We start from the raw sequence: 12,952 nt of genomic DNA on the forward strand, positions 1-12,952 counted from the left end.
TTACAGCGTGCGCGATAATGCCCTCTCCCCACAGGGCTGAGGGTTCCCCAGTAATTTGAAAGCAAAAGCTATAACATTGCCTCAGAATCACTGAGGGCTTTCAGCGATGCCTCGGTCCGGCTGTAAATCGCTGAGGCGTTTCCTGTAGGCCGGGGCGAGGCGCAGGGATGCGCCGAGAGGGCGGGCTGTACAGGGATGTTACTTCCGCCCGTCCCCGATAAGCCGGAAGGAATAAGCCGAAGGGACCGCGAAGCGGCGATTTACCGCCGGGAGCCCGGGTCGCCAGGGTGGTGGCGACTGAGCCACCCTCTCCCTCAAGGGAGAGGGGGCCGTTTGTGCAGGCATTATTTTGTGAGGAACCCTCAGCCCACGGGGGAGAGGGATACGGTGGCGTCAGGCAATCGTGACTTTACTGTCCAGATAGACATCCTGAACCGCATTAATCAGCTTCACGCCGTCGGCCATGGATTTTTTAAACGCCTTACGGCCCAGGATCAGCCCCATACCGCCCGCACGTTTGTTAATGACCGCCGTGCGCACCGCGTCGGTCAGGTCGGTTTCACCGCCTGCCGCACCGCCGGAGTTAATCAGCCCGGCGCGGCCCATGTAGCAGTTCGCCAGCTGGTAGCGCACCAGATCGATCGGGTTGTCGCTGGTCAGCTTGCTGTACACGCGGTCGTCGGTATAGCCAAAGTTCACCGCTTTATAGCCGCCGTTATTCTCGGCCATTTTCTGCTTCACGATGTCCGCGCCGATGGTTGCCGCCAGGTGGTTTGCCTGACCGGTCAGATCGGCCGACACGTGATAATCCACGCCGTCTTTTTTGAACGCCGAGTTGCGCAGGTACGCCCACAGCACGGTCACCATACCCAGCTCGTGCGCGCGCTCAAACGCCGCAGAGATCTCTTCAATTTGACGACGAGACTGTTCTGAGCCGAAATAGATGGTCGCCCCAACGGCAACCGCCCCCATATTGAACGCCTGCTCGACGCTGGCATAGAGCGTCTGGTCATATTCGGTGGGGTAGCTCAGGGTTTCATTGTGGTTCAGCTTCACGAGGAACGGAATGCGGTGAGCATAGCGGCGGGAAACGGAGGCCAGCACGCCATACGTCGATGCCACACAGTTACAGCCCGCTTCAATCGCCAGCTCGACAATGTTTTTCGGGTCAAAGTAGAGCGGGTTAGCAGCAAACGACGCTCCCGCCGAGTGCTCTACGCCCTGGTCAACGGGCAGAATGGAGAGATACCCGGTCCCGCCCAGACGACCGGTATTGTAAAGCGTCTGCATGTTTCGCAGTACGGCAGGCGGACGGTTGTTGTCAACCATGACCCGGTCTACGTAATCATGGCCAGGCAGATAAAGCTGGTCGGCTGGAATGGTCATACAACGATGCTGTAAAAGGCTGTCGGCGTCTTTGCCAAGCAGCTGCGCAATATCAGTCATAGTGATGCTCCCGTAAGTCCGACATGATGTCGGAGCGTGTGATCCAAGCCCACGTTTTTGCAGGCAGAGTAAGCCTGGTACCGACTTAACCTATTTTCCACCATTTGCAACTTTTTTAAGCACAATCTGCTGGCTCGTTTCGTGTACAACATTTTTGTTACACTGATCAAACAATCGCCTTAAAGGTATTTAAAAGGTATTATCACATGGTATGTTACATGCGTACCTCTGACATGCAGGATTAAAAAATGAAAACGAAAGTCCAACTGTCATTCATGATGTTCGTTGAATGGTTTATCTGGGGCGCATGGTTTGTGCCGCTGTGGCTGTGGCTGAGTAAGAGCGGGTTTACCGCCGGGGAAATTGGCTGGTCGTATGCCTGTACCGCGATTGCCGCGATCCTCTCTCCTATCCTGGTCGGCTCGCTGACGGACCGTTTCTTCGCCGCCCAGAAAGTGCTGGCTGTGCTGATGTTCGCTGGCGCGATTCTGATGTATTTCGCAGCACAGCAAACCCAGTTCAGCACCTTCTTCCCGCTGCTGCTGGCCTACTCCCTGACCTATATGCCGACCATCGCGCTGACCAACAGCATCGCCTTCGCGAACGTCGATGACGTAGAGGCTGATTTCCCGCGCATCCGCGTGATGGGCACCATCGGCTGGATTGCCTCCGGCCTGGCGTGCGGCTTCCTGCCGCAGATGATGGGCTATAGCGACATCTCTGACACCAATATTCCGCTGCTGATGACCGCTGCCAGCTCCCTTCTGCTCGGCGTCTTCGCGCTGTTCCTGCCGAACACGCCACCAAAGAGTACCGGCAAGCTGGATTTCAAAGTGATGCTGGGGCTGGATGCGCTGATCCTGCTGCGCGATAAAAACTTTCTGGTGTTCTTCTTCTGCTCGTTCCTGTTCGCCATGCCGCTGGCCTTCTACTACATCTTTGCCAACGGCTATCTCACCGAAGTGGGAATGAAAAACGCCACCGGCTGGATGACCCTCGGCCAGTTCTCTGAAATCTTCTTCATGCTCGCTCTGCCGTTCTTTACCAAACGCTTTGGTATTAAGAAGGTCTTGCTGCTGGGCCTGATCACCGCCGCCATTCGCTACGGTTTCTTTGTTTACGGTGGCGCCGAGCAATACTTCACCTACGCCCTGCTGTTCCTCGGCATTCTGCTGCACGGCGTAAGCTATGACTTCTATTACGTCACCGCGTACATCTACGTGGATAAAAAAGCGCCCGTGCATATGCGCAACGCGGCGCAGGGCTTGATCACGCTGTGCTGTCAGGGCTTTGGTAGCCTGCTGGGTTACCGTCTCGGCGGCGTGATGATGGAAAAAATGTTCGCATATAAAGAGCCGGTGAATGGGCTGACCTTCAACTGGGCCGGAATGTGGACGTTTGGTGCAATCATGATTGTGGTGATTGCCGTGCTGTTTATGCTGTTTTTCCGCGAATCGGATAAAGAGATCACCGCAATTGAGGTGGTTGATGGCGATACCGCGCTGACACGAGGGGAAGTTAAATGAAACAAGACCGTATTCTCGGTGCTCTTTACGGGCAGGCGTTAGGGGATGCGATGGGAATGCCGTCGGAGCTGTGGCCGCGCAAGCGGGTGAAAGCGCACTTCGGCTGGATCGACCGTTTCTTACCCGGCCCGGCTGAGAATAATGCCGCCTGTTACTTTAAGCAGGCCGAATTTACGGATGATACGTCGATGGCGCTGTGCCTGGCCGATGCGATTATCGAATGCGAGGGGGAAATTAACCCTGACGTTATCGGTAAGCATATTCTGGACTGGGCGCTGGATTTTGACGCGTTCAATAAGAATGTGCTCGGCCCGACCTCCAAAATTGCCCTGAACGCCATCCGTGACGGCAAGCCGGTGAGCCAGCTGGAGAACAACGGCGTCACCAACGGTGCGGCGATGCGCGCCTCCCCGCTGGGATGCCTGCTGCCGGCCACGCGTCTGGCGCACTTTGTGGAACAGGTTGCGTTAGCCTCCAGCCCGACCCATAAATCGGATCTCGCTATCGCCGGTGCGGTGGTGATCGCCTGGGCGGTTTCACGCGCTATCGACGGCGAGCGCTGGCAGAACATCGCCGATGCCCTGCCGGGTATTGCCCGTGCGGCACAGGAGGCGAACACGACCACCTTCAGCGCATCGCTTTCCGCTCGTATTGAGCTGGCCCTGAAAACCGTGCGCGAAGCCAACGGTACCGAGTCCGCCAGCGAGCAGATCTATCAGCTTATTGGCGCGGGCACGAGCACCCTTGAGTCCGTTCCGGCGGCGATTGCGATGGTCGAACTCGCGGGCACCGATCCGAACCGCTGCGCGGTGTTATGCGCCAACCTGGGCGGTGATACTGACACTATCGGCGCGATGGCAACGGCCATCTGCGGTGCGCTGCACGGTGTACAGGCCATTGATCCGGCACTCAAAAACGAACTTGATGCCGTAAACCGGCTCGATTTCGGCCACTACTGTGAAAAACTGCTGCACTTCCGGGAGCACAGGGAGGGCGTATGAGTGCTTTTGCCCGCCGTCTCGAAACCCTTCACGCCACGCGTCCCGTAACGGTGCTCGGCGCGGCGGTCATCGACGTGATTGCCGACGCCTACGCTCTGCCCTGGCGCGGGTGTGATATCGAACTGAAGCAACAGGGAGTGAATATTGGCGGCTGCGCGCTGAATATCGCCATCGCCCTGAAGCGGCTCGGCATTGCTGCGCAAAACGCGCTTCCTGTCGGCCACGGCGTGTGGGCCGATATTATCCGTAACGCCATGGCGAAGCAGGATCTGCACAGCGCCGTGGAAGCGGAAACGGGCGATAACGGCTGGTGCCTGGCGCTGGTGGAGCCTGACGGTGAACGGACCTTTATGTCGTTCAGCGGCGTGGAGAATCAGTGGCAGCAGCGCTGGCTGGACGGGTTAAGCGTGCCGGCAGGGAGCCTGATCTCTTTGTCCGGCTACCAGCTGGCGTCCCCCAGCGGTGAGCTGCTGACGGCCTGGCTGGAAAGTCTTCAGGATGCGACGCTCTTTATCGATTTCGGTCCGCGCATCGCGGATATTCCCGACCCGCTGATGGCAAGGATTATGGCCTGCAAACCGATTGTCTCGCTTAATCGTCAGGAGGCGGAACTTGCCGCAGAATGGCTTGGCGTAAGCGTGGAAGAGCTCGGCACACGGTGGCAGCAGAGGTTTGGCGCTGCGCTGATCATACGCCATGATAAAGACGGGGCGGTCTGGTATGACGGTGACGCTTCCGGACACGTTCCGGCGTTTCCTGCTACCGTGGTCGATACCATCGGCGCGGGTGACAGCCATGCGGGAGGTACCCTTGCCGGTCTGGCCGCGGGATGGTCACTGCCAGAGGCGGTGCAGCTTGGCAATGCCGTAGCCGCCTGGGTAGTCAGCCATCGCGGTGGCGACTGCGCCCCCACGCGCGAGGCCCTACTCCTCGCACACAAAGACGTATAGGTCGCTGCGGCAGTAGCTGATGCTGTACTCAATTGGCCGGTGCTGTTGATCGAGCGCGACTTGCTTGATCACCAGCACCGGTATCTTATCGTCCATCTTGATATGCGCCTGAAACTCGCTGTCCGGCATCCGGGCGCTGACGCGGGACCGGGTGCGCTGCGGCAAGATATTCTGGCTGCGGAAGTAATCATAAAGCGAGACGCCAATGTCGTCCGGGTTGGGAATTAATCCTACTGGTACCCAGGACTCCTCTATCGATACTGCATCGTCATCCACATAGCGGATGCGCTTAAGCAGAAATACATCACTGTCTGGCGCAAGGGAAAGGTGGCGGGCGATCTCCTCCGGACATTTCACGACGCGTTTATTGACCCACAGCGTGTTGGGCGTTTTGCCCCGCAGCACCACCTGCTGAGAAAACCCGCGCGCCTCTTTTAGCGAATATTCAAAGATATTGTTGATTTGCGTCCCGTATCCACGCGCGCGGGTGACGACGCCAGCCTCTTCCAGCGCCTGCATCGCTTTACGCACCGTAATGCGCGACACACCGGCAAGCTGGCTCAGATCGCGCTCGCCAGGCAAAATATTACCGTGCGCGAGCACGCCGCTGCGTACCGCGTTTTTAACCGTTTCGGCAAATTTCAGATACAGCGGCGTGTTGTCCGGTGCGGCAATTCGTTCCTTGAGTTGAGCAATTAACCGGGTATGCGCTTGTTCCATCTCTGTTTTTCTCTGGCATAAGGTTTTATGCCAGTATACGGCTTACCACCATGCATGAAAATGGTGAACCGGCCCAATACCGTGACCCACTTCCAGAGAATCGGCTTTTGCCAGCGCGTCCGAGAGCCAGATCTTCGCCTCCTGTACCGTATCCGCCCAGTTCGCGTTTCGGGGACGCAGCGCCGCCAGCGCCGCCGAGAGCGTACAGCCCGTGCCGTGGGTGTTTTTGGTCTGTACGCGCGGGGCGGTGAAACGTTGCGCGCCATCGTGGGTGAAGAGCCAGTCCGGGCTTTCTGCATCATCGAGATGACCGCCTTTCATCAGCACCGCGCGACACCCCATCGCCAGCAGCGCATTGCCCTGCTCTTTCATTTCACGTTCGTTTTGCGCGTGTGGCGCATCCAGCAGCGCGGCGGCCTCAGGCAGGTTTGGCGTGATCAGCGCCACCTGCGGCAGCAGCTTTTTACGCAGGGTGTCGACGGCCGAGGCGGAGAGCAGCGGATCGCCGCATTTGGCCAGCATCACGGTATCGAGCACCACGTTTTTTATCTGATAACGTTTGAGACGTTCCGCGACCGCTTCAACAATGTCCGCCTCTGCGAGCATGCCAATTTTGGTGGTGTCGATACGTACATCGCTGAATACCGAATCCAGCTGTGCGGCGACAAAATCCGGCTCAATGCGATACACCGACTGTACACCGCGCGTGTTTTGCGCCACCAGCGCGGTGATAACCGAACATCCGTAAGCGCCGAGCGCAGAGAAGGTTTTCAGGTCTGCCTGGATCCCCGCTCCGCCGCTGGGATCGGTTCCCGCAATAGTCAGGGCATTTATGCGTGTCATACCTGTTCCTCCAGCGCGTAAAGCGCGTCCAGAAACGCGGAGGAAAAGCTGCCGGGCCCCCGGCTTTGAGTCAGGGCAACTGACCCTGCGCGCTTCATAAAGCCGCAGGCAGCCGTCGCGTTATCAAGCCTGTCGCCAGGCAGCGAGCAGCAGGCGGCGACGACCGCCGAGAGCGCACAGCCAGTTCCTACCACGCGGGTCATCAGCAGGTCGCCGCCCGCGACCGTACGGGTTCGCTGACCATCAGTGATGTGATCCACTTCTCCTGTGACGACCACAACGGCATGGGTCTGACGGGCGAGCGTCTGCGCAGCGGTCAACGCGCTCGCTGCCGTATCGGTGGAATCAACCCCGCGCCCGCCCGCACTCATTCCGGCAAGGGCGAGGATTTCGGAGGCGTTTCCACGAATGGCCGCAGGTTTAAGGGATAATATTTGCTGGCAAAAACGGGTGCGGAACGCCAGCGCGCCAACCGCAACCGGATCCAGAACCCAGGGTGTGCCCGCGGCTACAGCGCTCTCAATAGCCCGACGCATCGACTGGGCGCGCGGTGCGGTGAGTGTACCCACGTTGATGAGCAGAGCATCGGCAAGCGCGGCAAACTGTTCCGCTTCCTCGGCTTCGATCACCATTGCCGGGGAAGCGCCCAGCGCGAGCAGCACATTGGCGGTGAAGGTCTGCACGACATCGTTGGTCATACAGTGCGTGAGCGGGGAACGGGTTCGGAATTGATGTAAAACGTGTGAGTCGAGCAGGTCAGGCTGCATGGTTTCGCTCCTGCCGTGCGTGAAGAAGCGATGACCGGGTAGGCATCTGACTTCCCTACGCTGGCATTATCCAGATCAGGTAATACGGGTATTTCTCAGCCTTCACAAAGAAGGGCACCCCGAGTCAAATTACTTATAAAACAGTTACTTACAAAATGGCATTTCGTAGTCATGTAGTGTAACCGGGGGGTAACCCGGGTGCAAGGAGTTTTGGCTGTCCGTTAACCCCCTGTAACGAACAATAAACGACAAGATATTAACTACGCTCAATATGTATACATTATTGTTCAGTTAATTATCCCGCCATATTTGTTAAGAACTCATTAAATATAATATTCACTTTCTGTGCTGAGAAATTTTATTTTTATCCATAATGACTCACCGGGAGTGATTTTATAAGACAGCCCACCTGCTTTCGTATGAAATAAACTCAGGCATCAATGTAAACATTTATTTTGCAGAAATTTATTTCTGTCAATTACTTAATCTGACCCTCTCATTTCCCTCGTCATTTTCACTTTAATGTTTACATTAATAACAACCGCAAAATGACTTTTACGCCCTCGGAACTATTCATAGTATTTATGACTTAGATCAACATCATTGGTTTGCGTTTAATTGATAGTTCACTCGCGTTACTAAATAAGATTTAGATAATCTTCAACCGTTTTTTAAATCCAAAAAATAAAGCTGTTCAGCTTCAGTATTTTCGATAATTAATGATGTGAGCTTTTTAAATGAAATCTATGAATAAAAACTTTACTGCTATTTTTGTAATGGGCGTTGTCTTAGCGGGTACAATGAGCCAGGCTGAAGCCGCGAATACGGTTTGGGACGATCAGCAAATCACTAATATTGTAAATGACCATCAAGATCAAATTACACAAAACAACGCTGATAGTATTAACCGTGATGGCGCAACGGATAACCGCTTAACGCAGGTTAACGACGACCTTCAGTCCACAAAACTGGGCGTGTTAGTCGTGGATAAAATGGCTAACGACGCACATCAGAAAGCGTTGCTTGCTGGCGCGCTTGCCGATTCCGCCAGTCTGAAAAGTGAGACGGCCTTACAGGGTGTGGCGACTAACGGCACAGCCATTAACAACCTTCAACACGTCGATAATATTCAGGATAGCCGCCTTACTGCTCTCGAAAATGCACCTAAACCCATCAACGGTGCAGATGGAGCGAAAGGTGATAAAGGGGATACCGGTGCGACTGGCGCAAAGGGTGATAAAGGGGATACCGGTGCGACTGGCGCAAAGGGTGATAAAGGGGATACCGGCGCGACTGGCGCAAAGGGCGATAAAGGGGATACCGGTGTAACTGGCGCGAAGGGTGAAAAAGGCGATGCTGGCGCGACAGGTATGAAAGGTGATAAGGGTGATACTGGCGCACAAGGCATTGCGGGAAGAAACGGTCGCGACGGTGCAGACGGTCATAACGGTAAAGATGGTGTGACAACCACCGTGACACAACGACAGCTGGATACAGCTACCCAGGCGAAGGTCGCTAAAAATAGCCTGGCTGTTACTGCCGCCACGCAGGATCTGCAAGCCACCAGGCAGTCATTACAGGCAATGAATACTAACACCAGCCAGCAATTTAAATCTCTACGTGATGAAGTGGACAAGAATAAGAAGCAGGCTAATGCCGGTATTTCAGGGGCGATGGCGATGGCGGGTTTGCCACAAGTGCAAACCAATCAGCGCGTCATGTTCTCTGCTGGTGGTGCGACTTACAACGGTGAGAGCGCGCTTGCTGTCGGTGCGTCCGTTAACTTTAATTCCCATGTCATCGCGAAAGTGAGCTTCTCAGATGACACTGCGAATAATATGGGCGCTTCGGTTGGGATTGGTATGGGCTTTTAAAGCGTAAAACAATCGTCGGGACAAGTATAAAACCTCATTTTAACGGATGAGCATTTCGTTGATACAAAAAGATGTCTAAATATATTTTTATTTCGGTAGCCCTGTACCTAATGCTGATTTCGTTCGAGATCTGGATCGGCGTGATGTATGTCTCCTGGTATTTGTGTCGTTTTTAAGGCAATAAAATGAAAAAATTAATGATGTTAGTCATAAGTGGTACCGTGCTTGCAGGTTGTGTCTCGCCTGCGCACGCCATAAACGCCCATTATCGCGCTCAATTAGAACGTTCGGGATGCACGCAAATTAGCGCTGGCAATGGCTCTTGCGATGTCAGCAAAACCAAAGCGGAAAACACGGCACAACACGAACCAACGGCATCCGTTCACGATCCCCTGCGTGAAGCCTCGTTCTCGTCGGATACGGTTAACGCCACGCTTTCTAACGGCTTTTTTAGCGCTACCGTGAACGGCAAAAAAGCCAGCGTTAAACGTCTGAATGCGAATTTCTATGAGATCCATGGTAACGGTTTTGTGATATCGATAAGCCTGGATGAAAACGGTATTACGGACGCGTCATGGAATAAAACGAAGGGACGCGAACACGGCGTTTTACGCGTTAGTCAGAAATAAACAGCGTAAGGAGGCTCTCTGCCTCCTTTTCGCCTGCCAATCGCACGATTTGTCACACTCTTTTGTCTGATTTTACAATGCTGACAAATCATACGTAAGCTGCTGTTTTTATTTAGCATAAAGTGCAATCTTCCCCATACAAACGGCGTTCTTCCCTGCCCTGTGCCCTGTGTCACAAAACAGTAAACAAATTAACCATTGAGCCCGGTGACAAAAGGCTCTATATTGGCGGCGTTTTTTTCAGGCCCCATCTGTTTTTTAACTTTTTATTCAATCGTGGCTCATAACGAAGCGGCGGTTGTAGGAGTGATATGATGACGGATAAAGTCCGTATTGACACCGTAGATGCCCACAAAAGCAACGAAACCTATCTGGCCCGTCAGGCCGAATTTGAATCTAACGTCAGGAGTTATCCGCGCAAACTGCCTTTAGCGATCACAAAAGCAGAAGGCGTGTGGATCACCGATGCAGATAATAAAGAATACCTTGACTGTTTAGCAGGCGCAGGCACCCTCGCGCTTGGACACAATCATCCTGATGTGCTGAAAAGCATCCAAAATGTCATTACCAGCGGCTTGCCGTTACATACCCTGGATCTGACCACGCCGCTGAAAGACGCGTTTTCAGAATACCTTCTCTCTCTGTTGCCTGGTCAGGGCAAAGAGTACTGCCTGCAATTCACTGGCCCGTCCGGGGCTGACGCCGTTGAAGCGGCGCTGAAGCTGGCGAAAAAAGTGACCGGTCGTAGCGGTATCATCAGTTTCTCTGGTGGTTACCACGGTATGACCCACGGCGCACTGTCCGTCACCGGCAACCTGTCTCCTAAAGAAGCGGTTGACGGTATGATGCCAGAAGTCCAGTTCATGCCTTACCCACACGAGTACCGTTGCCCACTGGGTATCGGTGGTGAAGCGGGCGTGAAGGCGCTGACCTACTACTTCGAAAATCTGATTAACGACGTTGAAAGCGGCGTGCGTAAACCTGCCGCGGTGATCCTCGAAGCCGTTCAGGGTGAAGGCGGCGTGAACCCGGCGCCTGTTGAGTGGTTGCAGCGCATCCGTAAAGTCACTCAGGAACACGGTATCCTGCTGATCCTCGACGAAGTCCAGGCTGGCTTTGCCCGTACCGGTAAATTCTTTGCCTTCGAACACGCAGGTATCGAGCCAGACATCATCGTGATGTCTAAAGCAGTCGGTGGCGGTCTGCCGCTGGCCGTGCTCGGTATCAAAAAGCAGTTCGATGCATGGGCGCCAGGCCACCATACCGGTACCTTCCGCGGCAACCAGCTGGCGATGGCAACCGGTCTGACGACGCTGAAGATCCTGAAAGACCAGAATATCGCGGGCAAAGTGGCCGCACAGGGCGAATGGCTGAAAGGCCAGCTGAAAGAGATGGCGAAACGCTATCCGGTTATCGGTCACGTTCGCGGTCTGGGCATGATGATCGGTATTGAGATCGTTAAGCCGCACGAAGCCGCTGACCACATGGGTTGCTTCCCGGGCGACGGCGAGCTGTCTGCACTGATTCAGAAGAAGTGCTTCGAAGCAGGCTTGATTCTGGAGCGTGGCGGCCGTAACGGTATCGTTCTGCGTCTGCTGCCTTCTCTGCTGATCAGCGATGACGAGCTGAAAGTCTTCCTGGATAAATTCGAGCAGGCACTGCTTGCTGCGGGCGTTAGCCCGGCGTAACCGGAGTTATTGATTACGATGTCTGATTCAAACCCAATTTTGTTCTCCTCTGCGCAGAGCATTGAAGCTTACCAGCAGGCGATTGAACAAAGCACTCAGGCTGTGATGCAGTGGCTGAAACAGCCTGAGATGTACCAGGGCAAAACGGTCGCGGAGCTGCGCGACCGTATTAAGCTGGATTTCAACCCGAAAGGGCTGGGTAACGAAGCGGCGATTGAACGCGCCGTGGAGTTCTTCCTGAAAGACAGCTTGTCCGTTCATCACCCGCAGTGTGTGGCGCACCTGCACTGCCCAAGCCTGGTGGTTAGCCAGGCGGCGGAAGTACTGATTAACGCCACCAACCAGAGTATGGACTCCTGGGATCAAAGCCCGTCCGCAACCATCATCGAGATCAAACTGATCGAGTGGCTGCGTACCCGCGTGGGTTATCAGGCTGGCGACGCAGGCGTCTTCACCAGCGGCGGTACCCAGAGTAACCTCATGGGGCTGATGCTGGCGCGTGACGCGTTCTTTGCGCGTCAGGGCCACTCGGTTCAGCAGGACGGTCTGACAGGCGATCTGCGTAAGATCCGCGTGCTGTGCTCGGAAAACGCACACTTCTCCGTGCAGAAAAACATGGCGCTGATGGGTCTGGGCTACCAGTCCGTGGTGCAGGTGAAAACGGACGAATTTTCCCGCATGGATCTCACCGATCTGGCGGCGAAAATCGAACAGTGCAACGCGAACGGCGAGCAGATCCTGGCGATTGTGGCCACGGCCGGTACGACCGATGCGGGTGCTATCGATCCGCTGCGTGCTATTGCTGAGCTGGCTGCGAAACAGAATATCTGGGTGCACGTTGATGCGGCCTGGGGCGGCGCGCTGCTGATGTCTGAGCAGTATCGTCACTACCTGGACGGTATCGAGCTGGTGGATTCCGTCACCCTGGACTTCCACAAGCAGTTCTTCCAGACCATCAGCTGCGGTGCGTTCCTGCTGAAGGAAGCGCGTCACTATGAGCTGATGCGCTATCAGGCGGCCTATCTGAACTCTGAGTTCGATGAAGAAGCAGGTGTACCTAACCTGGTCTCCAAATCTCTGCAAACCACGCGCCGTTTCGACGCGCTGAAACTGTGGATGAGCCTGGAAGCGCTGGGTCAGGAGCAATACGCGGCAATCATCGATCACGGCGTGACGCTGGCACAGCAGGTTGCGGCTTACGTGAAAGAGCAGTCGGCTCTGGAACTGGTGATGCAACCCCAGCTGGCAAGCGTGCTGTTCCGCTTCCGTCCGCAGGCGCAAATGGATGACGCCGGTATTGCCCTGCTGAACCAGAAAATTGGCGATGCGCTGCTGGAGTCTGGCCGTGCAAACGTCGGTGTGACCGAGCATAACGGTATCACCTGCCTGAAGCTGACTCTGCTGAACCCAACCGTGACGCTGGAGGATGTTAAAGTCCTGCTGTCTCTGGTTGAGCGTACCGCGCAGGAAGTGATGGCGAAGTAATGCTTATCCCTCTCCCACCCGGG

At 55.2% G+C, this 12,952-nt stretch carries 11 protein-coding genes and 1 riboswitch; of the genes, 7 read left to right on the plus strand and 4 right to left on the minus strand.

The window, feature by feature from the left end:
* Window positions 1-393 precede the first annotated feature (393 nt).
* Window positions 394-1,446: a class I fructose-bisphosphate aldolase gene (gene fbaB / locus O1724_RS15170; RefSeq protein ID WP_126297215.1), complete on the minus strand. Its 1,053-nt coding sequence runs from the start codon at window positions 1,444-1,446 to the stop codon at window positions 394-396.
* A 248-nt stretch (window positions 1,447-1,694) separates the two neighbouring features.
* Here fbaB and O1724_RS15175 point away from each other — a divergent pair, with 248 nt between their 5' ends.
* The 3 genes from O1724_RS15175 to O1724_RS15185 are packed head-to-tail and all read left to right on the plus strand — an operon-like array spanning window position 1,695 to window position 4,923.
* A complete protein-coding gene (locus O1724_RS15175) occupies window positions 1,695-2,972 on the plus strand; it encodes a nucleoside permease (protein ID WP_003859236.1) in 1,278 nt (425 codons plus the stop codon).
* Window positions 2,969-3,973: an ADP-ribosylglycohydrolase family protein gene (locus tag O1724_RS15180; RefSeq protein WP_023314524.1), complete on the plus strand. Its 1,005-nt coding sequence runs from the start codon at window positions 2,969-2,971 to the stop codon at window positions 3,971-3,973. Before O1724_RS15175 ends, O1724_RS15180 begins: the two co-directional genes overlap by 4 nt.
* Window positions 3,970-4,923, plus strand: coding sequence for a PfkB family carbohydrate kinase (locus tag O1724_RS15185; RefSeq protein ID WP_058659494.1), 954 nt, complete (start codon window positions 3,970-3,972; stop codon window positions 4,921-4,923). The genes O1724_RS15180 and O1724_RS15185 overlap by 4 nt, the downstream gene beginning before the upstream one ends.
* Here the strand turns inward: O1724_RS15185 and O1724_RS15190 are convergent.
* The 3 genes from O1724_RS15190 to thiM are packed head-to-tail and all read right to left on the minus strand — an operon-like array spanning window position 4,897 to window position 7,253.
* Window positions 4,897-5,643 carry a GntR family transcriptional regulator gene (locus O1724_RS15190; RefSeq protein ID WP_126297214.1) on the minus strand — a complete coding sequence of 249 codons (747 nt, stop codon included), beginning with the start codon at window positions 5,641-5,643 and terminating at the stop codon, window positions 4,897-4,899. The two genes, O1724_RS15185 and O1724_RS15190, sit on opposite strands and share 27 nt — an antisense overlap.
* 42 nt (window positions 5,644-5,685) lie before the next feature.
* Complete coding sequence (gene thiD / locus O1724_RS15195) at window positions 5,686-6,486, minus strand: bifunctional hydroxymethylpyrimidine kinase/phosphomethylpyrimidine kinase (protein ID WP_126297213.1); 801 nt, start codon at window positions 6,484-6,486, stop codon at window positions 5,686-5,688.
* Window positions 6,483-7,253 carry a hydroxyethylthiazole kinase gene (thiM, locus tag O1724_RS15200; RefSeq protein WP_032609682.1) on the minus strand — a complete coding sequence of 257 codons (771 nt, stop codon included), beginning with the start codon at window positions 7,251-7,253 and terminating at the stop codon, window positions 6,483-6,485. Before thiM ends, thiD begins: the two co-directional genes overlap by 4 nt.
* 35 nt (window positions 7,254-7,288) lie before the next feature.
* Window positions 7,289-7,385, minus strand: a riboswitch (TPP riboswitch).
* Window positions 7,386-7,999: 614 nt separating this feature from the next.
* Here thiM and O1724_RS15205 point away from each other — a divergent pair.
* The 4 genes from O1724_RS15205 (at window position 8,000) to O1724_RS15220 (ending at window position 12,929) form a co-directional block, all read left to right on the plus strand.
* Window positions 8,000-9,127: a YadA-like family protein gene (locus tag O1724_RS15205; RefSeq protein WP_126297208.1), complete on the plus strand. Its 1,128-nt coding sequence runs from the start codon at window positions 8,000-8,002 to the stop codon at window positions 9,125-9,127.
* A gap of 185 nt (window positions 9,128-9,312) precedes the next feature.
* Window positions 9,313-9,756 (plus strand): hypothetical protein, encoded by a 444-nt coding sequence (locus O1724_RS15210; RefSeq protein WP_032609683.1) that lies wholly within the window; start codon window positions 9,313-9,315, stop codon window positions 9,754-9,756.
* 311 nt (window positions 9,757-10,067) lie between these two features.
* Window positions 10,068-11,444: a diaminobutyrate--2-oxoglutarate transaminase gene (locus tag O1724_RS15215; protein WP_015572345.1), complete on the plus strand. Its 1,377-nt coding sequence runs from the start codon at window positions 10,068-10,070 to the stop codon at window positions 11,442-11,444.
* A gap of 18 nt (window positions 11,445-11,462) precedes the next feature.
* Complete coding sequence (locus tag O1724_RS15220) at window positions 11,463-12,929, plus strand: pyridoxal phosphate-dependent decarboxylase family protein (protein WP_003859252.1); 1,467 nt, start codon at window positions 11,463-11,465, stop codon at window positions 12,927-12,929.
* Window positions 12,930-12,952 lie beyond the last annotated feature (23 nt).

The organism is Enterobacter cloacae complex sp. HYC074_NIDB (assembly GCF_056673345.1).